Annotated in this window: 19 protein-coding genes; 8 read left to right on the top strand and 11 right to left on the bottom strand. The window is 49.1% G+C overall.

From position 1 onward, the window contains the following. Nucleotides 1-440 precede the first annotated feature (440 nt). The 6 genes from NQL71_RS32240 to NQL71_RS32215 all read right to left on the bottom strand — a co-directional run bounded on the left by NQL71_RS32240 (nucleotide 441) and on the right by NQL71_RS32215 (nucleotide 8,986). Nucleotides 441-1,076, bottom strand: coding sequence for an ATP phosphoribosyltransferase regulatory subunit (locus NQL71_RS32240; RefSeq protein ID WP_274644901.1), 636 nt, complete (start codon nucleotides 1,074-1,076; stop codon nucleotides 441-443). Between the two features lie 213 nt (nucleotides 1,077-1,289). Beyond that, nucleotides 1,290-1,688, bottom strand: a complete 399-nt coding sequence (locus NQL71_RS32235) for a hypothetical protein (protein WP_274644900.1) — start codon at nucleotides 1,686-1,688, stop codon at nucleotides 1,290-1,292. 177 nt (nucleotides 1,689-1,865) lie between these two features. Further along, on the bottom strand, nucleotides 1,866-6,395 hold the full coding sequence (locus NQL71_RS32230) for a calcium-binding protein (RefSeq protein ID WP_274644899.1): 4,530 nt from the start codon (nucleotides 6,393-6,395) through the stop codon (nucleotides 1,866-1,868). Then, nucleotides 6,392-7,033, bottom strand: a complete 642-nt coding sequence (locus tag NQL71_RS32225; protein WP_274644898.1) for a hypothetical protein — start codon at nucleotides 7,031-7,033, stop codon at nucleotides 6,392-6,394. The genes NQL71_RS32230 and NQL71_RS32225 overlap by 4 nt, the downstream gene beginning before the upstream one ends. Continuing rightward, on the bottom strand, nucleotides 7,033-7,713 hold the full coding sequence (locus NQL71_RS32220) for a hypothetical protein (protein ID WP_274644897.1): 681 nt from the start codon (nucleotides 7,711-7,713) through the stop codon (nucleotides 7,033-7,035). Before NQL71_RS32220 ends, NQL71_RS32225 begins: the two co-directional genes overlap by 1 nt. 190 nt (nucleotides 7,714-7,903) lie before the next feature. Beyond that, nucleotides 7,904-8,986: a hypothetical protein gene (locus tag NQL71_RS32215; protein ID WP_274644896.1), complete on the bottom strand. Its 1,083-nt coding sequence runs from the start codon at nucleotides 8,984-8,986 to the stop codon at nucleotides 7,904-7,906. A gap of 171 nt (nucleotides 8,987-9,157) precedes the next feature. Between NQL71_RS32215 and NQL71_RS32210 the strand changes: the two genes are divergently transcribed. From NQL71_RS32210 to NQL71_RS32200, 3 genes are all read left to right on the top strand, one after another. Continuing rightward, complete coding sequence (locus NQL71_RS32210) at nucleotides 9,158-9,811, top strand: hypothetical protein (protein ID WP_274644895.1); 654 nt, start codon at nucleotides 9,158-9,160, stop codon at nucleotides 9,809-9,811. Nucleotides 9,812-9,932: 121 nt separating this feature from the next. Continuing rightward, entirely contained in the window at nucleotides 9,933-10,211 is a 279-nt protein-coding gene (locus NQL71_RS32205) for a septum formation initiator family protein (protein ID WP_274644894.1), read from the top strand. A gap of 207 nt (nucleotides 10,212-10,418) precedes the next feature. Then, on the top strand, nucleotides 10,419-10,928 hold the full coding sequence (locus NQL71_RS32200) for a hypothetical protein (RefSeq protein WP_274644893.1): 510 nt from the start codon (nucleotides 10,419-10,421) through the stop codon (nucleotides 10,926-10,928). A 35-nt stretch (nucleotides 10,929-10,963) separates the two neighbouring features. Here the strand turns inward: NQL71_RS32200 and NQL71_RS32195 are convergent, their stop codons facing one another. The 3 genes from NQL71_RS32195 to NQL71_RS32185 form a co-directional block, all read right to left on the bottom strand. Next, on the bottom strand, nucleotides 10,964-11,719 hold the full coding sequence (locus NQL71_RS32195) for a hypothetical protein (protein WP_274644892.1): 756 nt from the start codon (nucleotides 11,717-11,719) through the stop codon (nucleotides 10,964-10,966). Nucleotides 11,720-11,906: 187 nt separating this feature from the next. Then, nucleotides 11,907-12,113 carry a hypothetical protein gene (locus NQL71_RS32190; RefSeq protein ID WP_274644891.1) on the bottom strand — a complete coding sequence of 69 codons (207 nt, stop codon included), beginning with the start codon at nucleotides 12,111-12,113 and terminating at the stop codon, nucleotides 11,907-11,909. Between the two features lie 151 nt (nucleotides 12,114-12,264). After that, a complete protein-coding gene (locus NQL71_RS32185) occupies nucleotides 12,265-12,846 on the bottom strand; it encodes a hypothetical protein (RefSeq protein WP_274644890.1) in 582 nt (193 codons plus the stop codon). 78 nt (nucleotides 12,847-12,924) lie between these two features. Here NQL71_RS32185 and NQL71_RS32180 point away from each other — a divergent pair, with 78 nt between their 5' ends. The 3 genes from NQL71_RS32180 to NQL71_RS32170 all read left to right on the top strand — a co-directional run bounded on the left by NQL71_RS32180 (nucleotide 12,925) and on the right by NQL71_RS32170 (nucleotide 16,539). Next, nucleotides 12,925-14,013: a hypothetical protein gene (locus NQL71_RS32180; protein WP_274644889.1), complete on the top strand. Its 1,089-nt coding sequence runs from the start codon at nucleotides 12,925-12,927 to the stop codon at nucleotides 14,011-14,013. Nucleotides 14,014-14,109: 96 nt separating this feature from the next. After that, nucleotides 14,110-14,739, top strand: coding sequence for a hypothetical protein (locus NQL71_RS32175; protein WP_274644888.1), 630 nt, complete (start codon nucleotides 14,110-14,112; stop codon nucleotides 14,737-14,739). A gap of 66 nt (nucleotides 14,740-14,805) precedes the next feature. Then, a complete protein-coding gene (locus NQL71_RS32170; RefSeq protein ID WP_274644887.1) occupies nucleotides 14,806-16,539 on the top strand; it encodes a hypothetical protein in 1,734 nt (577 codons plus the stop codon). Between the two features lie 787 nt (nucleotides 16,540-17,326). Here NQL71_RS32170 and NQL71_RS32165 read toward each other — a convergent pair. Beyond that, nucleotides 17,327-18,838: a TROVE domain-containing protein gene (locus tag NQL71_RS32165; protein ID WP_274644886.1), complete on the bottom strand. Its 1,512-nt coding sequence runs from the start codon at nucleotides 18,836-18,838 to the stop codon at nucleotides 17,327-17,329. Nucleotides 18,839-19,056: 218 nt separating this feature from the next. On the opposite strand from NQL71_RS32165, the gene NQL71_RS32160 reads away from it, so the two are divergent. Both NQL71_RS32160 and NQL71_RS32155 read left to right on the top strand, forming a co-directional pair. Next, nucleotides 19,057-20,661: an RNA repair transcriptional activator RtcR family protein gene (locus NQL71_RS32160; RefSeq protein WP_274644885.1), complete on the top strand. Its 1,605-nt coding sequence runs from the start codon at nucleotides 19,057-19,059 to the stop codon at nucleotides 20,659-20,661. Beyond that, nucleotides 20,658-21,383: a hypothetical protein gene (locus tag NQL71_RS32155; protein ID WP_274644884.1), complete on the top strand. Its 726-nt coding sequence runs from the start codon at nucleotides 20,658-20,660 to the stop codon at nucleotides 21,381-21,383. The genes NQL71_RS32160 and NQL71_RS32155 overlap by 4 nt, the downstream gene beginning before the upstream one ends. Before the next feature lie 3 nt (nucleotides 21,384-21,386). Here the strand turns inward: NQL71_RS32155 and NQL71_RS32150 are convergent, their stop codons facing one another. Further along, on the bottom strand, nucleotides 21,387-21,875 hold the full coding sequence (locus NQL71_RS32150; RefSeq protein ID WP_274644883.1) for a 3'-5' exoribonuclease domain-containing protein: 489 nt from the start codon (nucleotides 21,873-21,875) through the stop codon (nucleotides 21,387-21,389). Nucleotides 21,876-21,917 lie beyond the last annotated feature (42 nt).

Here is a 21,917-nt window from a genome sequence, read left to right as displayed (position 1 = left end):
TAACAAGCGCGGTCAGTCAAACAGGCTGGAAAGGTTCGGCTAGGGGTGGGTTGGTATCGCGCAATCCTGAAAACGGCGTAATTCGCCACTTGATTGGTTGGGCACGAACTGGTCAACGTCGGTCGCTGAGCGGCATACAGATGCCAATGAAACTGGCGGGCAGGATAACTCCATGGATGGTGACGGGCAAGCGGGAAAAGGATCCAGAGTGCGCGTCCGGATGGGTACTTTGGTCAGTTGAAACAGCGCGGGAATTACCAGGTATCGGCGTACGTCGCCACTGCCAGTATGGCTTGAGCAGGATCTGGACATCGTGGGTCGCTGAGCGGCATAGAATTGCCGGGGATGCTGGCCGGTAGCGCAAATCCAGGGGTTCTCGGAAAAATAGCGCAGAGTATTCTCTGCGCCCCGTGTAGCTTACCAAACTTTCGTTGGCGCAGTTACGGCGAACACAGCATCAACCGGTCGAAGCCCACCGCAAATCCAATACCTTGCTCGTAAGCGCCACCACCCACGACTTGCTTTTGAGCTCCGAGAGCCGGCACCGCGATCTCGAAACCATCCGAGGTGTAATAGTCGAGGCCGCGCTTGGCACTGATGTTGGTATCAAAAGAGCTCGTTTTGAGTGAAACCATGGCCTGGGCAATCTCGACGAGTTCATCGCGGATGGTGGCGCTGCTCGGATTGATCACCTCCATGCCGAACTGGAAGAACTCACGGTACCGACCTTCCTGAGGCCGCTCGTACCGCCAGCAGCGCTCGAAATACCACAGACGAATATCCTTCTGATTTTTGAAGTATTGGTCGGCCAGGCGCTGTACCGTGGCGGTCGCCTCGGGCCGAAGACACAGTGTGCGATTCTTTTTGTCGGGAAACACGTACATCTGGCCGAGGATTTCTGGCCCTGCTTTGTCCACGTAGAGTTGGGCAGGTTCAATCGACGGTAGCGTGATTTCCCCAAAGCCGTTCGCCTCAGCGATCTCGATGAGCTGGTTGAGTACGACACGACGATCTTTAGCCTGTTCGCCGGCAATGATGCGCACGCCACGGGCTTGTTCGCTAATCTTGTATTCCATAAGTCACCTGTCTTGATTTTTGAGCCACAAAAAAGCCCTCCGAGGATCGCTGGGAGGGCATATCGTGTGCAGTGAGGGACTTACGAAATCGTATTCTCCACACGCAGTAGCGCTCCCAGCCGGCGATGCGACTGATGGTGGTGGAGCGCCAAGTATTGCGATGAGCTGTTCATGGCATCACGTTAGTGGTTTTCCGGTCGCAGCGTCAAGAGGTTATGGTTGAGGCGATTCGTCCTGCTGTGGCTTTGGCACCTGGGCCAGCACGTCACGGGCACTGACGGCGAACGCTTCGTTTTCGTCGGCCACACAGGTTGGTTCACGGTCATCACCATCTTTAAGCCGATAGGCAGCCCAGCCGCGCTGAGATTCCAACTCATGTGTCCAGTCTTGAACAACCTTTTCGGCCAGCTTGGCACCTTCGATACGCAGGGCCTTTGGGTTAATCGTGTTGGCCTGTATCTTGGTGGAAAGACGTTGTGCCTCGAGTACGAAGCCAGGATTGTCGTACTGGTTATCCCACTCTTCGTCGCCCACGGGCACCATGTCGAATTTATGATTTTCCCACCAGTCCAGGATGTCGGTAACTAGTTTGTGAACAGCTTGCTGTGTCATATGTGGAGCTCTGTAAGAAAGGTCTGTGCCAACAAGCTTATATCGAGAGCCAGTCTTGAATCCACTGACAACTGTCTGGAGCAGATTAATGAACAAAGACCATTTTTTCGAATATTTTAACCGCCTTCGGCTCGACCATCCTTGGCTCCCGCCGTTATCGCAAATTTACCTATAGCGTTACATGTAATCAGTATGGGTAGGTGGCTGCCCTAGAACCGTCAGTTCCGGAGCAGTGTACGTGTTGATACTGGCGCTGATATCTGATTTTGTCATGATTACGTCATCAAACTTAAAGCCGCCATGTAGGAAGTCTTCGCTCGAGAGGGCGTTTTTGATCATTACTTGGTCATTTGCACCGTACTTAATGATTAAGTCATCGTCATTTTTTTCAAATGTTGCCTGAGAAGCTATCAGCCCAGAGAAAATTACGCTGTCATTATGGTCAATGTCAAAATTCTCAAAGAAAATCGTGTCTTGACCATCGCCAAGCTGAAACGAATACGAGTCAGCGCCACCATTGCCATGTATGGCGTCGTTGCCAGTGCCGCCTATGATCAGATCGTTTCCTGCACCGCCATAAATGACATCATCACCCCCTTGGCCATTGATCTTAGAGCCATTGGATCCTGCCCATATATTGTCGTTTCCATCACCAGCATAGATGTTGTTCTTGGCCTGGTCGTAACCCCATATGTAATCATCCCCTGAGGTTCCTTTTATGATAGATTTCTCAAGAACATCCTGCCTTGACCAGGCGCTTTCATCTGAAAATACCAAACCGCCAGACAAAGTAGTGCTGCTTGAAAAGAAATCCTTTACGGTAATCTGGTCGCCATCCCCGTACTTAATCACAAGTGAGCTGTCAATATTTAGTAAGGATTGAATGTCCGTTTTCAAAACATCATTGAAGACGATTTTATCGAAAATATTGTCGTCGTAGGGATACGTCTTTATGGTGTCATGACCATCGCCTTTGGATGCCCTAAAAATATCTTGCCCAAACGATAGGTTGATAAAATCATCGCCTTGACCACCAATTAGTATGTCGTTTCCTGCCCCATCATAAATCGTATCGTTACCGGCCCCGGCTTCCACCAGAGACCCCCCATTGCCGACATAGATCGTGTCGCTCCCATCGCCAGCGATAATGTTATTGAACCCACCGTTGAAGCCCGAGATGTAATCATCTCCAGGCGTACCTTGAATCAAAACCTTTGCCAAGATGTCCTGCCTAGACCATTTCGTCTGGTCAGAAAATTCAATACCACCTGAAAATGCAATATCGCTTGAGAAGAAGCCTTTAATAATTATGCTGTCATCTTCACCATAATTAATAATCAATTGTTCGTTAACAAGTTCGACGGTTATTTCGTCTGTGGAGGCAATGTCAGTAAAGACAATCCGGTCATTCGGATTATCGTCGTGGTAGCCCAGCAGGAGGGTGTCATGACCGTCGCCTTTTGAGGCGTAAAAGACGTCCTCACCGTACGATAAGTTGATAAAATCATCACCTTCGCCTCCAATGAGGATGTCGTTTCCTACGCCGTCATAGATCGTATCATTCCCTGATCCAGCATAGACTTTTGAACCACTATTCCCGACAAAGATAAGATCATCTCCAGAATTAGCAACGATGTTGTTGAAACCGCCATTAAATCCCCAAATCTGATCATCACCTTTAGAACCATTGATCATTGTTCTGGTAAGAATTTGATCCCTTGACCAAGTTACTTGATCTGAAAATGTAATGCCTTCTTTAAAATAAGCATCACTGTAGAAAAAGTCCTTAAGTGTCACGCTATCAGATTCGCTTAAATTTATGATTAGAGAGTCGTTAGATTTAACAAGGCTGATAGGTTCTGATGACTTAGTGTCGGTCAGAAATATAAGGTCTGAAAAGTTGTTGTCGTTGGAGTTCGATAAGACGGTGTCATGGCCGTCACCCTTTGCGAAGTAAAATGAATCAAGGCCGGAGCTACCGTTAATGATATCATCACCTGTGCCTCCAAAAATATGGTCGTCAACCATGCTGCCAAAGACCACATCGTTACCAGAACCGGCAATAATTTTTGAGCCTAGGCTGCCGGCCCAAATAGTATCGTCACCGGCGCCAGCGTCAATCAAATTAAATGTTTCATTGAGTCCATATACGCTGTCATTACCTTCTGTTCCTCTGATAACTGCGTGCTTAAGGATGTCCAACTTTGTCAATATTTCCCCGTTTTTGAACGTAAACCCTCCTTGTAATGTGTTTACGTCGAAGAAATTATGAATAGTTAGCTTAGAGTTATCACCGTACTCGACCTCCAACATTTCCCCGCGCTTGGTGATATTTTTTACATCGCTTATATCCATTTCGCTGAATATAACTTTATCGTTTCGAATGTCGTCGTATATTGATAGGTACAAATTATCATCGCCACTGTTTTTGGCTAAAACATAGGTGTCCAGACCGCCTGCCGAGTGAATGATGTCGTTCCCAGTGCCTGCGAAAATCAAATCATCGGTATTCCAGGTGTTGATTAAGTCATCACCAGTTTTACCGCTGACCGTGTCTTGGCTGCTACCGATTATTATGTTCTTTTCAAATGCAACCAGGCTCATTCCAGGAAGTCTGTCGGTAAAAATTATGCCGGCAGGAAGAGGCCCGATACTAGCGAGTTCAGCGTCGGTTACGTTTCCAGCGAACTTGGCTATCAGCGCAGTCAATGTACCGTCTTTATCTCCATAATACGCGGCAAGATCCATAGCAATACGGATGACCTTCAAAGGATTTACTTCACCTTCGACTGACAAAGTGGTAGCAATCTTGTCAAAATTGAAATATATATCGCTACCACTGACCCCAATTTTCATATCCTGGAGATAGCTGTTAAATAGTGTATTGACAGTTAAAGATAGGTAGGTGTCTGACAAGAGTTGATGATATATTTGATCGACACTATGTTTAACTGAGGTTGTAATTAATTCGACTGCATTTACTACTGTTAACGTGGATGCGTCGTTATAGAAATGTAATTCATTACCATTTACAACAATTTTGAGATGCTGCGTATTGCCGTTATTGTCGATTGTAAAAGTCAGAAGATCATTGCCGAGAAACTTTTCAATAATCATTAATTTACTGAGGAAGGTATCAGCAAGGGATGATCCAAACCCTTGATCCAGGTCGTGAAAATTCAATGAAAACCCGGTTTGCTTTCCGCCCGCTTCTTCGAAGCGTGTTGCTATGTTTTTTGATCCGCTGGTTAATGCCCACCTGGCGAGAATCTCGTCCATTAGCGGTGCGCCTTTACCTTCAGTGGTTTTTATAAGAAAGTTCCTTACATCCTCGGCCAATTGTGCATCAAGGATAGAGGCCTCATAGAGATTTCGCACTTTGCCCGACCCGGCAATTTGGGGAATGTCGTCAAAGTCATTATTTTCAGGGATGATTTCAGTAAATTCACTATCAAAATTATTGGTGGCGAAATTTATGTCATAAGAATTCTGGATATTTGAAGCAACTAGGCCAGAACTACCATCCTGTTTAACAAACTCACCGATTGTTGCCAGAGAATTTCCATTCGAATCTACATTGTGGGACTTCCCAGTGAGTCCAATCGATGTAATACCCAGTTCCGTCAGCGATTTAAGTTCACCAGCCTCAGATATGCCATTTCCGTTGATGTCCTGCCATACAGAAACCTTCGAAAAGTCACTATCCAAGGCGTCAAACACACCGTCCACGTTGGAGTCTAAATCCCGTAGAGCATCCAGGCCATTAAGGGCTTTTTGGCCATCCTGCTTGATCGTGTCCTCGCCGAACAGCTCTGACCCATTGTCAATTAGGGAGTTGCCGTTACGGTCAAATACCAGAATTCCATCATCACGGGCGATCCAGCCAGTCCCGGTCTTAATTCCGTCCCCATCAAAATCGAATTTAACGCCACCTTGCACAGCTATAGTTTCTATACCATCATCATCAAGATCCAGCACCAACGGATCGTAGGCTTTCATTCCAAGTGATCGATCCAGAACATGGCCTGATACACCAGGTAATTCTGTCATCGCGAGGAGTTTTATAAATTCATTACCTCCCCATTCCCCAATCCCGTGAATTGTTACTCCAGCAACGACCTTTGTTACTGGAAGAGAAACCATTCTGTCAAGCCAGGTCACCGATTGAATATCGTGATTCATATTCTTCTGGTTGAGCATGTACAAGTAAGTATTTGCAGAGAATGAAACCTCTTCAATTGTATTACCTGCTGAGTTTAAACAGTCTTTCCAGTATTCTTCTCTTTGTTCAATAGTAAGAAGATCATAGGTGGCTTTAGCAATCCATGAGTCAGAAGGTAGACTTTTACTCTCAAACAACTTTCTATGGAAAAGCTCGGCCTCGTCGAAGTTGATTTCACGGGTAATTGGCCCATCGTGGTTATCAGCAGATATTTTTTTCAGCGCCTCGAGATAACCATTGGCCATGCCAAACTTTATGTCAGCTATTTCGTCATCCGTTAAAGTTCTATGAATACCAAGTGCCGCCTCCTTCAAATAGCCAATAGATGATGCTGATAATGAATTTTCATTAGCTACGCCCAATGCCAAGGTTGCGTATTGAAACCCCATATCAGAAAGGTATGTATAGAAAGCTTCTGGGCCTTTAGTATATAGCTCATTTTCTGCTACAGACAGCTTGTCTTTATGAAGATTGATTTCGCTCATTTGTTAATCCTTGACTTTTGAAGAAAATAAATTGAAAAACTTCTAGCTTTATCGAATTTTCTTAATGATTCAAAAGACCCGTACATACTTACATGAAAGTTGTCATGCTCAAATAATAACTCGCAAATGTTGCGTTTCGTTGTTGTATTAAACGTACATTTTGTTATTTCAGTTACATGAGAATTATCTAAGTAAATAACCGTCCTCTCAAAGCCTCCGTATCTATTGTGAGTGGTTTCGAGAACTTTCTTATCAATAGTGCTGCTAACCAACATGTTTGATTTGTTTTGTTCTAATGTTTTAGAATATCTTTCGAGAAACAAATTATCCTTAGCTGGCTCAAAAGAAAGAACGATGTCGAAAGGTTTTTCTGAGAATGCCTTGGACGGCTCTCCGGTGTTGATGTTTGTATGTACGCTGAGTAGAGTTAATTTGCTCGTGCAGTCTTCCTTAGGTTGGAAGTTATTTGACTCCCATGCGCTGGTACCTTCATAATCTGGCTTCATAGTGAAATATAGGCTATCAAGTTGAACTTGATATTGACCTAGAGCACCACAATATGTCTTAGCGTTTGCCTGGTGGGCCGTGATCCCCAGGAAAATAGTTAGACCAATAACGAATATCTTGTTAACTTTCATCATAAAGCACCTTTTAAAAGTATCTTGTCTAGAAAACTTTTTACAAAAATCCGCATATTTTCAAAATCAATTAGAGAATCGTAGTCTCCTGATATATTGATATCGTATCCTTCGTAATAATAAAACAGCTCACAGCCAAGATTTTTACCTGTTGAATTTACAGTGCACTCAACAATACGATTTGCCTTCCCCTCATTGGTTTTAATAGTAATTCTTTTTGTATGGTTTATCTCATCTTTAACGGTTTCATATACACTGGTATCAAAATTTTTATCGATTAACACAATGTTTTTGTCAGTTGAAATGTTCTTTAAGCGGTCACTTAACTTTAAATCTACTTTGCTAGGCCTGTATGTAACTACAATATCAAATGGGCTTTGACCAAAAGGCCCGGTCGGCAACCCGCTTTTAATGTTTGTGTGGACTTCAAGGCTATTAAGCTTGCTAGAGCAATCTTCTTTGACTATTAGCCTATCCGCTGCCGAAATGTTTATTTCCTCGTAATCGGGTACTGTCCCAAAATACTCGCTAGGTACTTCAATTTTTTGCTCACCGAGCAGGCCGCAAAATGTCTTTGGGAGGAATGGCGTGCGTACCGGTGGCTTCGGGTTATGCATGTGAATCGCGGTGAAAATAAGGCAAGCGGAAATACCTAAAAATGCTGCGATCTTGTTCTTCATCTGGTGGGATTCCATATTGTCTGAAATTTTTAGGTTAATTTGCTAGGGGGAAGTCTCGACCAACGCACGATCCTATGACAAAACTAGGGTGTTCAGATCCGTTGCCGGTATTGATATAGCCATGAGTTGACCCGGCAATATATCTTAAATGTATCACTGAGTTCAACGTAATGCTTTTTAGCCGATCTGATCATGAGCGCTTAGTCTCCAGATCGGCCTTTAGGGCCTGATCGGTAAGAACGGACAGCGCAGGGCAGCCTTCGATGTTTTTGACCTGGGCGAGTAGATCGAGCAGTTCTTTTCCTTCAACCCGTCCCTTTTCCAGAACACCATCCCGAATCTGTGCATGGAGGCCCTGGTTTGCTAGCAGCAGACGCCTGGCAATTTCGACATGCTCGGCCTTCAGCTTCTCCAGCTGCTCTGCGTTGAAATCAAACTCCTGTTTCGACGCCGGCTTCCGGAAAAATATGTGGGTGGGGGAGGTTTCAAGGAATCGTCTTGCACAGGTCAGCCATTTGTCATTGTCTGTAGTCCCACAGATGGAGTATTCGCCAACGAACAGTAGTTCAGCCTCCCGACCGGCCAAAAGAAGGATCATGTACAGCTCGTGAAAGCCCCTCGGCGTGATATGCGTTTCCAGACCGACACTGGAGCACCAGCCATTATTGTTGTTCCCCATCACGTCAGCCGTCATGACCACAGCGATATCATCGGGTTGGTGAGGAAATAAAGCCAGAACGATGGCATGGCCAGCTTCATGGGCCGCGACAAACTGGGCATCCAATTTTTGAAGTTTTGTGTAAGGCCCGATCAGTGTCGGTTTACGGGGCCGAGGCGGGAGCTGATTGCTAATGTCTGCCTCGAAGAGCGCAAACATAAGTTGAGAAGCAGTGACGAGCCCTCCGATTACAACCATGATGGCGATGGTACCAATATGGTGTTCCGCAAATGCCATGGCATTGGTCAGGTCATTGGAAAAACGGGTCGCGAGAACCAGACTGCCCATGCCGACCACTAGCGTGAACGTTTGCCTGACCATGCGCGACATAAATCGTGACGCCAGGGGACTGAGGGATGAGATCACCAAGCAGGGGATGATGATGGCGACGTGTAACGGCTTGTCCAAAGTGGTCAGGAGCAATGCACCCCACCAAAGGACAAAGAAAGCCTGCAACGATTCGTCGAGAATCGTTTTGGTTTTCTGGATGAACGAAAAGCCAGGATCGGACAAGCAAGTGACCCGGATCCACTGAAACAGCTTGAAAACTGGCATGGCAAGCTCCGCAACCGCACGACGTCACCGCCGCTGGTGGGCGACGAAAGAGAAGGAATCGTAGGGGTAGGTCAAAAAAGTGTCAATTCATGCTAAATAATTGCTTTTCAATATCGCCTAACGCCATGATTTCGTATATCTTTTGGTTAATTCCGGGCCAGCCGCCTCAACGTGGCGCCATTTCTATCATTTGCGGTGGCGCATGCGGGCCGGTTTCGGCTGCGCCACCAGGCATTCTCTGGGTGTGTTATGACGGTAGGAGTCAGTTGGATCAAGGCAGGGGCGCTAATTGCAACCCTGACTGGCGTCGGGGCCTTCCTGGTGTTCTCCGCTAATGGATCGATGGGACAAACCGCCGCTGCGGTGCCGGCCTCACCGTTTGGCACAGGGCAAGGCCCGTCGGAACTGATTGCGGATGTCTCGGCGCTGATGATCGTGGTCGACGGGCACGCCGGAGCTGACGAACTGGCTTTTGCACAATCGTTAGCCGATAAGCCAGAAATGTTGATCTCAGGGCAGGGCCTTTGGCCCGTGGATCAGCAGATGGTGAAGGGCTTTTCCAAGGAAAAGTACCGCCAGCAACTGGAAGCAGACTTGGCCGCCTTCAATCGCGAAAGCATGGGTTCGAGTTGGTCAGCGAACAAGATCAGTTCAGCGGCCAGCGAGATTCTGGCCAGCGCCAAGGCGGTTGGGCCGGGCGAGTCATCGGCCATGTTGGTATCTGCTGCATCAAGCGTGTGGTCAAAGCAGACGTTTGAGCAGGCTGGCCTGGACGAAACCCATGAAAATGCAAAGCAGCGTGAACGAGTGAATTTGCGGTTTTAAGGGTGGTGTCGATCCTCGACGTTCTTCGCACACCCTCTGTATGTGAGTGAATTGAGACCCTGCAGCCTGAGGTTGCAGGTAGTCCAGCCCCTAACAACTCAACTCGGAAAAGCGTAGCGCCATGCGTAGCACCCATTGGTTGTTCGTTGTACTGCTTGTGATTTTTGGATATCTGCAACAGCGACTATGGGTAGGGGATGGCAGCTTCAAAAGCGCCAGGGCACTGGAGGTCAAGATCGCCGAGCAACGTGCTGAAAACGAAAAGCTGCAGGAACGGAATACGATTCTTGACGCCGAGGTGCAGGAATTGAAATCCGGTATGGAGACCGTCGAGGAGCGAGCCCGGCAGGAGCTTGGAATGATCAAGGAGGGGGAGACCCTGTACATGATCATCAAGTGATCCCTGGTGCAAATATTTTTAAAAAATTCGACAAATGACTGATTGACATCAACACTTAACTTTATTAGCTATGCTGGTCATTCTGATCGAGCGACAGGTTTTCATCAAATAAGTTTCACAGATGCTGTCTAGCCGACGAGCTGCAAAGCTTACTGGGTGATGAGCGTGATAATATATTGACATAAATAGCTTGGAGCCCATTTAGAAATGGATGCAGTAGCATTAGCCCACAAACAGTTTGAATTACAACGTCAAGCCTTTATCTTCGCGGACATTAAAACAGAGTTATTGGAGTCTTTTAGAGAGAAAAAACAGGCGTACATATATCATGAAGAGAGTGAAGAAACTTATTGCTCTATGATTGATACTAAGGCTGTTCCTATATACGACGACAAAATGACAAGCTCATTTAAAGTCGGCGATAACTTCAACTGTATTGTTAGGCAAAGTACAAAAGAACTTTGGTTCCAAATCAAGCACAACAAGACGTTCATCAACCTTCGTGACCCTGAAAAATATTTCAAGCGGGAGATCGATGGTGTCGACTATTACGTTTTCGTAGCCTTGACCGGTCTGTACATCGTCATGCTTGTAACGGAGCCTCTGAATTTTCCTGATGATTTTCCAAAGGCTAAGGCCATGCTCAGGAGAATGTCGAAGTCGATCATAAATTACGACAAGCACGGGCAGGCAGTGGTCAAACGCGGAGTGAAGTAGGAGGCCCAGGGCGCGGCCTCCTGGTCAACCTTAGGTCAGCTGACTGCGCGAAGTTGATCGCTGCCTTGTGAGGCCTGTGGGGCCTCTTCAGGCTTCTCTACGATGGAGTAGCCGAGCTTTAGCCAATGTTGGTTACCGGCGAGTAAGTCGTTGATGATGATTGTCCTGGATATTGAGGTGACGCGGTTGCCATTAATGTCCGGGAAAGAGCCCGGTGTCAGCGTTTTACCGTCACCTGACACCTGAAACCCCATAAATTCAAAGAAGTCCTTGTCCTTACCCGGTGAGGTTGGCCTTCCCGAGTTGCGCATCGCCTCAATCGACTTTTCGCCCTTCGCGATGATGAAGGCTCTTTTCGAATTTGACCGACTCCGGCTTTTTCCACGGCTTCGGCTGCCTGATTTCGTTTTTTCTTCCTCAGCTGTCTGAAGGACGATCAACGCTATTTCGAATGCCAGTGCCTTGAGATCCTCGGAATAGACGCTCAAAACCGATTCAAAGGGATAATCTTTAGTCAGCTGGACGAGTTTTTCTTTATCGACTTCTTCGTCGTCAACCACCTTGCCCAGTCGCTCAGCGAGTCGCCGCACCTCGGGAATGTTATGTTCCGCCGAGGCTATCTGGATGGCCCTGGTAATGGCTAAGGTCGCTGTATAGGGCTTGATGCTATTGAACCGCTCCAGCACCTTATCAGCTGTGACTTTTGCCACTGCGCTGACGGTTTCTTTGGTCACAGCACCTTCGTAAAGCTGCGCGAAATCCTGAGGTGGTGTTGGTTCATCGGTGGCCATCGCCGTTTCTCTCCAAGAGCTGGGCATCAATTGGCCATAATACCAAACCTCGAGGAACTTGAAAACTGAGCCTGAGATTGAGCGATAGGAGGAAGTCGGCTGAGATATTAACTTAGATAAGCCATTTAACATTTATTATCTAAGTAGCAATTCATCTGGATAACTTACTAAAACTATTCAGATTTAATTATTTATCTTGATCCTGTTCAATTGCATCCATCAACTTCAATAGCTCTTCATCGGAAAGTGCTAACTGCACAGCCTTTACCCCAAACCTTTCAATCAAATCGTGGATAAAATGAATGTGAGGTCTGTCGCACATTAGGTGCATGCCGATGGCATTGGGAATGGAAGTGTTAGCAGTATGCATTAGCTGCAAATAGTCGAATTGCATTCCCTGGTACCGGCATGAAATGGCTGAGGGTCGAATTCTACAAAATGCCAAGGGAAATTTCACCTACGGAATGTCCTTTGGGTGCTATAGGCGCCGGCCAAGTCCTTGTGGATTGATGAGTACACGGCGCTGGGTTTTAGACCTGAACCAATCAGATGCTGAAACCAAGAGTTTCCTCTGGCTGAGGCAGTCTTAGCTTCACTTTCTTTGGTGGATTGTAATCGGTGCAGCCGATTTTCATCTGCTCATCAGCAATGGCTTCAAGCTGTGTGTACAAGGCCTTGTAGGCGGGTGGGGCGGGGTGCACGGCAGCAAGATTGGCAAAGGTTTCCGGGCACATATTCCCCTCGCCCCAGTTCGAGAACACATGGATCTCGTCAGGGGTAAACCGCACAGTGCCGTAGAAGCAGCCGCAGACGACGCCATTGCTTGAACCTCTGTCATCCCGGTCGACACCCCCGATCATAAAAGGCTCTTCATCCACCGCGTGGTGATGCACCACTAGCTTCATGGCCAGGTTGGCGAGGGGGTGACACCAATTGGCGGTCATTGGCTCACGAAGAGTGGCCAGTAGGGTTTTTTCATCGTAAGGAAAGGGTTCTGTCACCTCAGCGAATTTTGCATCAACCCTGGCTTTGAAGCTTTCCCTAGCTGCCCGCAATTCAGCTTGATGGTCGACGGAGAGATCCACTAGGAATTCTTCGAAACGTTCGTCTTCTTTTTTATGGCGCATGCGAAATCCCCTTTTCCCTTAGAATACCGATGGAGAGCAGGGTGAGGCCAGGACGTAACCGCAGGGCCCCTATTTCTCATGGCGCTTGAGCCGTCAGTGGCGCCAGAGATATTCTGGATCAAAGCGATTGCGGGAGTGGTGGATTTGTATTTTCTAGAAACTGGGTCTGTCAGTTCCAAATCCGTCCATTGGAATCAGCTCTGCCGCATCGTTCGAGATCTCGCAGATACTGATTTAGTGGCACACGTAAGCCGCCAACAAACACCAGAGTTCGCAAATTTTAAGGCAATGATGGGTTATCTGCCTGAGGAGGAGGTGGCCGCGCTTGCGTTGTACATCATCTCCTACGGTGAGTTGACCCTCTTGAAGGAGCTGTGGCAGGGGCGTGGGCCATTCCCATTGAACCTTAAGCACGATCCGCAGAAAAACATCCATACCCTCAATGGGCGCGAATTTGTGCTGCTTTCGGACGCGCCTAACCTGTTCGAGTGCCTAGAAACTGTCGAGGATTACCAGAAGCTGTTTCACCTAATCTCGGACATGGGTTTCCGAGGGCTGATCGACATGACTCCGGAAGGCAGCAATCTGTTTGCTATGGGTAAGTCGGAGGTGGTCAGGCGAACCTGCCGTCGAGGCGCCCGATTTTCCGGAGATTTGCCTAAACTGGATGCCGGCGTTGTCAGCCAAGGTGAACTGCTACAAGCTCTAACCACTGGCTCCAAAAGGCCAGGCTTGCGCAAGGCTTACGACAGGTTGCTGTGCTGGGCAACGCCAGAAATGGTCAGGCAACACCCTGGGCTTTTAAAGCCGTATGCAGCCAAGCACGAGTTCTTCACCAATGGCGTGTTCTATCCGCCAAAAATGCCGATTTCCGAGTGGTCTGAACGCTTCGAGGCGGACGCCCAGGCTGGCGTAACTGGAGCATTGCCTTCGAAGATCTGGCTTCGAAACGAATCGGATGAAGAATCGGTCGTTGCTGGTATTCTGTTGAAGTATATGGCGACGAAGGAAGTTCAGCATGGTTTTGAGGCCGAGCCTGGCTACGTGCTGTGCCACACATCAGCGGATTTTTTGTGTGAGTTCCCGGCAGCGCGGGGTGTTGACGATGTGAACCTTAGAGACGCTTGCGTATTCGTCAATAGATACCTGCCATTTGACCTGCTTTGACTGGACGCAATCCCTGGCAGTCAGCTGAATGATGATGAATTTTACCAGGGACACACCTATTCGCAATTCCTATGGCTGCTTGGAAGCGATCCTATTGTGGTCGAAGCGACCAAAAACCTCCTGACTCCAGCTCAGTTCAAGGCGATTGCGAGCGGAGAGACGATAGATGGGGCGCTGCTGGCCGTACTCAACAGAAATTTCGAGTTCGACAACCGGGGCCTTAAGGTGAAACTTGCCGTACACGACTTGGAAACGCTTAAGGCCATCGACTTCAAATTCGCCGAGGGCACAACAATCCTGTCAGGCAAATCATCTCCCTCGGCCTACCGGGGTATTTCATCCACCGTCGACCTAGACGACACCAGCAAGGGTACGGATCCTGAGCCGACCTGGCCGGCTAGACAGACAGTTTTGGTGAAAGCCTATACCGACCTCACCGCAATGGGGCTTTGGCCGTGCAGCCAGATTCCGGAGCCCGCCTCAGTGAAAGATGCATTGCTCGAATGCACGCGCAAGAAGTTAGGAAAGCGTTACAACGAGGCCGCTCTTTCCCTGCGGGGTTACCTCATCAACGCTGGAGCAGAAGCGTGCGCAGCTGTGGCCAAGTCGCCGGCACAGTGGGAGTACCTGGTCGACGCACTGGGCGCGGAAGCGATGAGGCCTTATGCAGAAAAAATGACCCTTAAGGCTTTGGGCACTGTCTTCGCCGCCGAGTTGGGGATTTGAGCATGCAGAGGAAATCCGGGAGGGCGTTGATCGTAAGATTTAGTGATCTGATGAGGACTCGAGCAAATGACACAGACAGATGATCCAGTCGACTCTCCATCGTTGAGTCTTTTTAAAGAGTGGGTCTACCAACGTTCTGAACAGTTTGATGCGGCCAGACTCCCTAACGACCCATACTTGAATCTGGATCGAGCAACACTCCTAAAGGTCTGCAGAGAGTTGCCTGCATCGGAGCTAGCCTCAGGATTGCTGTACGCAGTTTACCTGGGGGACGTGACGCTGGCGGAAGATCTGTGGAGTGAGCGGGGCCCGTTCAAGATTCACTTGGTGGAGACGGCGACCAATCAGTTGGAGCTCAACGGCGAGGCTTACACAAGGCCAACAGACAGGCTTTATCTGTTCGAGGCCATAAGGACTGCCGACCAGCTAAAGGCCATGTTCGATCTTCTCGATCATCCAGACATTATTGGATTGCTTGATGATGCTGGCGCTCTATTTCAGAAAGGCCTCATGAAGCCCGTGGCTGAAATCGCCCGAGCGGTAGAGTTTGATGGTAATTTGCCGACCCTTAGTGGCGAGACTGTCAGTGACCCTGAGCTTATGGTCGCATTGAACGAGATGGCGAACGGAAGGCAGCATCCAAAGCCCTATAACCCTATTCTTTGCTGGGCAACGCCTGAAATGGTCGAAGCTTATGGGGAGTACCTGGATCCTTACGTTCCCGTTCATGGGGCTACGCTGGGGGATCAGTTCGTGGACTTCGAAACTTGGCGAGCCCTCCACACAAAAGCAGAAACAGAAGCCAGTGAGCCTCCATCCTGCGACGCACTGACACTGCAATTCAAGGCCTCGAGAAATGATCTTCTCGGGCAGGTCGTCATGCAGGCCTATGGAAACAAAAAACAAAAACATGGCATCTTCGAGAAGACTGGGTACCTTCTGTGCCACACGTCTTGCGCTTTTCTTGCAGAGTTCGAAAGGCCCGTTGAGCTGGATAGCCGGAACTATGCTTTGGCTCGGGCGTTCACTCACCATTATGTCCCCTTTGACCTGATGACGCTCAACGCTCACCCTGGCGGAGACAGGAACTGTCCAGCTGAACTTGGCTTTCACTATGCTACCCGTGTAAAGGCGCTTGCCTTCATGCGCATTGGTGAGGATATTCATCAAGCCCTCGGGCCGGTGCTAAGTCACAGTCAGTGGAAATTTATCCTTAAGGACGACTGGCTCGTAGGCCAGGATATCGTTACCGCTGTGAAGGTGTTTGGCCTGGACAACCAGGCCATGGTTTGGAGATTGGAGCAGGAGACGCCGGGTGACTTGAAGGATTTAGGCTATAGGTTTGTGCCCCAAACCGAAGTCTTCTTGCAGGATAAAAAAGGAGTCACAAGTCGTGATCGGCTTAACACCGGCGCCACCTGTGTTGACCTTTCGGAAATCAAGACATTTTGCAGGCGCACAGACATCAATGATGTTGGGACTCGGTGGGGAAGGTGCATGCTACAGAACACCTACGAAATTGGCCTGTGGCCGTTCAAGGAGCCCAAGCGACCACTTTCCAAGCTGATCCGTGGTCTGGCCCGGACGCAAACTCCGACGGATGATCTGAGCGACATGGCTTCCATTGCCAGGGTCATCATCAAAGATTCGCCCATTGAGGAATGCGTGAAGCACGCCAAAACGGCTAGTGAATGGACATTGTTGGCAGTTATTCATGGCCCAGAGGTCATGCAGCCTTATTTGCGCGTGATGCCATTAACCTCAAGAGGTGTCGTGTTTTCCCAGGATCTTGGCATTTAAGTCGATAGTTCAAAAAGACAAAAGGCACCTTCAGAGGTGCCTTTTGTTTTGTGGGGTGGCCAGCAAGGAGGTGAGAAAGACTTCGATGAGTGTAGTCCTGCCCGGCATCTGGCCGTTGGTTCGACAAAAATGGAGGAGACGGTTATCCCAAATGATGTAGTCCCCGCCGCATTCGAACCAAATTTTGAAGCTGTTGGTCACCGGCGCTGCCGGTAATCGATTGTAGTGTGGCCAGCAAAGGATGAGCTGTCGGAACATTTAAAAGATGTAGACATGCTCGGCATCTGGCCGATGGTTCGACAAAAACTGGTGAGACGTATCAATGCGTGTAGTCCCATTCCACATTCGAACCAAATTTTGAAGCTGTTGGTCGCCGGCACTGCCGGAAACCGGAGTAGGGTGGTCAGCAAAAGGTGCGCAAGACGGACATTCGTAGTGTAGTCCTGAACGGCATCTGACCGTTGAATCGACAAAAAAGGAGGAGACGGTTATCCCGAATGATGTAGTCCCAACCGCATTCGACTCAAATTTTGAAGCCTGTCCCTATCGCCGTAGCGCCAGGGTGAAAAATAGGTTGCCAGCAAAGGATTGTGAGACGGACAGTTTTCGAAATGTAGTCCCAACAGGCATCTGGCGAAGGTCGACAAAAAGTTGCCGTAGATTTCCGTTCAATGTAATCCACGGCGACATTCGACCTATGGACACTTTACCATCTTTTAGCAGAAGATCAATACTTTTTCGTAGATCTTTCAATCATTTGGCGAAATCCTTTTCGCCAGGCGTTGCCTTACAGCTTGATTGCCTTTACCGCGTCCAACTGCGTTTTATTGCCTGCCAGGAATGCTGACATTACATGGAACACTTCGTCCGAGAAGCCACCGACGCGCAAGGTATCTGCACGGTTGGCTGAAACCGAGGTTTCGTTCGGCGTGATGTCCAGGTTGATCATCCGCGCACCTGGAATCTTTTTCTTGTAGCCGGCCCAGAGGGCCGAGAGGTTCGAATTGTGGCGATCAGCCCAACTTTCGTTGTCGCTGATCAAGATTACATTCTGCACCTCAATGTTGTGTTCATTCATGTGCCGCAGGACGCTACCGCAATCCGTCCCACCACCTTGGATCGCCGAGAACTCGCGAGCCATTTGCATCACTGACTGATCGGCTGGGAACTCCCCCTCATGGCAAGCGGTGTTAAACGCCACCAGGTGGGCAGAGCGGTTCTTGTGGAGCAGGGCAGACCCGATCAGTGCTGCGGCCTGCAGGCAAGAAATCTTGCTTGGCACACCACCGCGTCCGGTCACTGGGTCGGACATGCTACCCGAGATATCCACCGCAATCAGGGTGGAGCCCTCGATCACAGGGACGCTTTCCAGGGCCACGTCCATGGCCTGCTCAAGCGCGTTCGCCATCTCGTAGGGGATCTCGCTGTCGATGTTCAGCATCGCTGCCATCAACTGGTACGGAAAAGCCTTGGCCTTCAGTACGTTTTCACGGTTGGCCAGCCGGTCAGCCAGCAGCGCCACCATTTCACGATCCTTGAACACGCCATGCCGGGCAAAGGTGTTTAGGTTTAATCGGGTCTGCGTCCAGCTCGCGTTCAGCGCAATGCGCTTCCAGTCGTCTTCCTTGAGCGGCAGGGCCGTCAATTTCAGGAAGGGGGCCTTCAGTGGCGCGTCTTTAGAATCGCCATTCACAAAGTCTTCGTACTCGCGGATGAAGTCTGGCAGCTGCGCTGCATCGACTGGGCGACCCAGGATGTAGGCGTACAACGCGTTACGACGGTCATCCTTGGCTTTCGGGTGCGCCAGCTTCATCACATCCACCAGCGATGGGTCGTTGCCAATCGACGCCTCCCACAGCGAGTAGTCCGACAATTTACCGATAAAGTCTTGCACCAGGCGCTTGGCTTTCGAACCCAGCGACTTACGACCAACCACGCCGGAGCGCATCATCTGCACGAAGTTACGCAGCATTTTTGGCGAATCGATGACCTGTGTGAATACAGTCTCGACGTGCACGCTCTGACGAGCCACCAGAACGGCACACAGCAGCGCCGGCATATCTTTCATCAAGCCCTGTTGACGACCGTAGATCGCCAGCTTGGCGATGAACTCGTCCGAGACGCGAGCCGCACGCTCCAGCACCTGGCTCAGCTGGTTCGAGCCCTTGGTGTAGAAGGTGTCGTTAAAGGTTCCGGTCATCGCGAATTGTACGAGGGTTTCCTCGTCTGATTTGGCGAAGGCCTTTCCACCAGCGTGGTTCGTGACGGTTGCCGAGGCGAATACTGCTTTGTTAGCCATTGTGAAGCTCCTTGAATTCATTCTGAAGTGTTCAGACGATGAAATACCTAATGAAAAAGGCGTGCCAACTTCGCAATCCTTTGCAAAACAAACTCGTAACATACTGATAAATATGGATTTAAATATTTTTTACGGCTGTAACCTTGATTTAAGTAAATTGACGAAAGCAACGGTATTGGCTAGGCTATATTCCATACATATATGGATATGGTGGGAATATGGGAAAGACGATTATGTACAGCTTCCTTGGCACAGACTTGGATGCTGGCTTCCATCCGCGCCGATGGAAACGCTGGCGTCCGAACGTAGGGATGTCGGCCTCCACAGGTGTGCGGGTCGACACCCTGGTGCTCCTGCATCAGCCAGAACACGCGTCTCTGGCCAAACTTGTCATGGAGGATGCGTTGTCGATTAAGTCCCACGAGGGCTTTGAAGTTGAACTGAAAGAAGTCGACTTCGAGCCATTCGACCTGGTATCCACCTTCCTGATGATGGATTCGCTTCGGTCATCCATCAATTTCAGGCCTGAAAATACTTACCTGCTAAGCATTAGCACCGGTACGCACATCATGCAGATTGCTAGCTACAAGATGGCGGAAGAAAAGCGCTGGCCAGGGCTGATAGCGCAGTGCTCGCGTGGTGAGGATTTAAGCACGGCCATCAACCTGATCGACCTAGATCTGCGTAAATATGACCTGGTCATGGCCCGGTACCGCCTGGACGACCTGCAAGGCGAGTCGAAACTCAAGCAAGGGATCGTGACGCTCAACCCTGCGTTCAACAACATGGTCAGCAAGCTACAACAGGTTGCGTCGAAGTCCCGTAGCCCAATCCTCCTGATGGGCCCTACAGGCTCCGGGAAGACCGCTATGGCGCGAAGGCTACACAAGGTCAAAGAAGAGGCCGGACTGCTCAAGGGCGAGTTCGTGGAAGTCAACTGCGCCACCCTGCGGGGTGACACGGTGATGTCGACGTTGTTTGGTCACGTGCGCGGCGCGTTCACCGGCGCTCAGGCCAATCGGGACGGATTACTGAAGAAAGCCAATGGGGGGTTGTTGTTCCTGGATGAGATCGGCGACCTGGGTCTCGATGAGCAGGCCATGCTGCTGCATGCGCTCGAAGACAAGATCTTCACGCCAATGGGTAGTGACGCGACGGTCGAAAGTGACTTTCAATTGATCGCCGGCACCAACCGGGATCTTCTGGAGTCAGTTGAGCAGGGCACCTTCCGGGGTGACTTGCTGGCGCGGATCAACACCTGGGCGTTCACCATGCCAGGCCTGCGGGATCGTTTGGAGGATATTCATCCCAACATCACGTATGAGCTGGATGCTCTGCAAAAGCGCGAGGGCGTCATGTATCGATTCTTGCCACAATCGCTGAAGCGCTACTTGGCGTTTGCAATGTCGAGTGAGGCGTTGTGGACGGGTAACTTTCGTGACCTGGCGTCGTCGGTCGAGCGAATGTCGACCTTGGCTATCAATGGAACCATCGATAATGGCGTGGTGAGTGATGAGCTATCGACCCTTAAGGCGGCTTGGCGCCGAGCTAGCCCGGCCATAGCCGGGAGTAAGACGACCCTCCTGGAGCAGGTGCTCCCTGGCCACACCCTCAACCTGTTCGAGCAGGCGCAGTTGAACCTCGTCTTGAGCTTGTGTAGGGAGGCTAAGAATTACGCGGATCTCGGGCGTAAGGTCTTTGGTGATGATGTGGGCAAGAACCCTTCACAGAAAGTCCGCGACCTCCTGGTTGACCATGGACTGAATCTGGAGAAGGTAAAAGTTGTGTTGCACAATTCTATTCCGGCTGGAGGTTTGAAATGACAGTTCTGGTTGGACTTAATCTTGGAACTCATGTAGTAGTCATTTCAGACACAAGATCTATGTCGGTGAATCCTATGCCAGGCCAGAAGATATTCAAGAATAATAGGCGAAAACGACATCTTTCTGTAAATTCAGCAACTGTCTATGGAGGCATCGAGAGGATAAGTAAGGATGTTGCAGGATTAATTAGATACCAATCTGTCAAGTCTTATAAATGCTTCGAGGTCGTCATTGATTTTCTGAAAGGCCTCCCATCAACGACCGAAACTGATATTGGGTATTTTGAGCGCCTTGCGGCAATTTCTGGCCTGCACAAAGATGGCGCAGTGGAATTGATTTATCATAATCTTTATCGATTTATTGACGATGGATTCGTGCGAAAATCAGGCATTGTCGAGATTGGTAACGCCTGCATCTCGTACCCAGGAACCATCACTAAAAAGGAATCCCATATTCTTGATGGTAGGATTAATGAAGTCTTATGCAGTTTTTTCATAAATAGTGGCAATAAATTTAAACCGAGTAATCGCTCTGCATTGGGTAAGCTAATCATCCAAGTTACTGGGGTGTTAACTGAACTCGCTAAGGTGAAAAGTGAAATCTCTAGTAAGTTTAATGTCTGCGTAAAAGACTCAGAGGGAAATATGATTGGCGGAACTGTAAACTTGAGTAAAAAAACCAAAATCAAATGGCATTCGCTAAGTGGTAACCAATTTAGTTAATCTTTATCGTGTTTTTGTTTGCGCGGATATGGATCTATATAACGATGCAAGAATTCTTGCGTCAAAAAGCGCATGGTGAGGCACTTCAGGTATATATATCACAATTTCGTTGGACTCAAGTTCGTTGTACCAGTCACGGAGGTTGAGTGGTCTGTTACTCACGTTTACAGGCCAATGACTATCCACATACATCAGCTCGCAAAAGAACTCCCAATCAAATTCTGGTGCGTCGCTCAGGATCTGAATGTTTGAGTGCAACTCTGATACGAAGCCGGCGAGTTTAGCCTGAGCTTCCTCTAGGGTACATCCGTACCTGGCCTGATCAAGCTGCCGTAGGACGTATTCTTTGACGAAGCCGCTGCAATCATCAAAGCCGTAGCTGTCCGATAATTCCACGTAGAGCTCGCGGCCATCTTCAGCTACCAGGGCGAGAGAAATGAGCTTGGCTTGGGCGTTGATCTGGGTAAATTCACAGTCAAGAAAGACTTTCATTGGTCACCATCGTGAGTGATGCCCGATGCTGCAAAGCGCCGG

The sequence above is a fragment of the Pseudomonas serbica genome (genome assembly GCF_028823535.1).
Lineage (GTDB): Bacteria > Pseudomonadota > Gammaproteobacteria > Pseudomonadales > Pseudomonadaceae > Aquipseudomonas > Aquipseudomonas serbica.
This window is presented reverse-complemented; position numbering and strand designations above follow the sequence as displayed.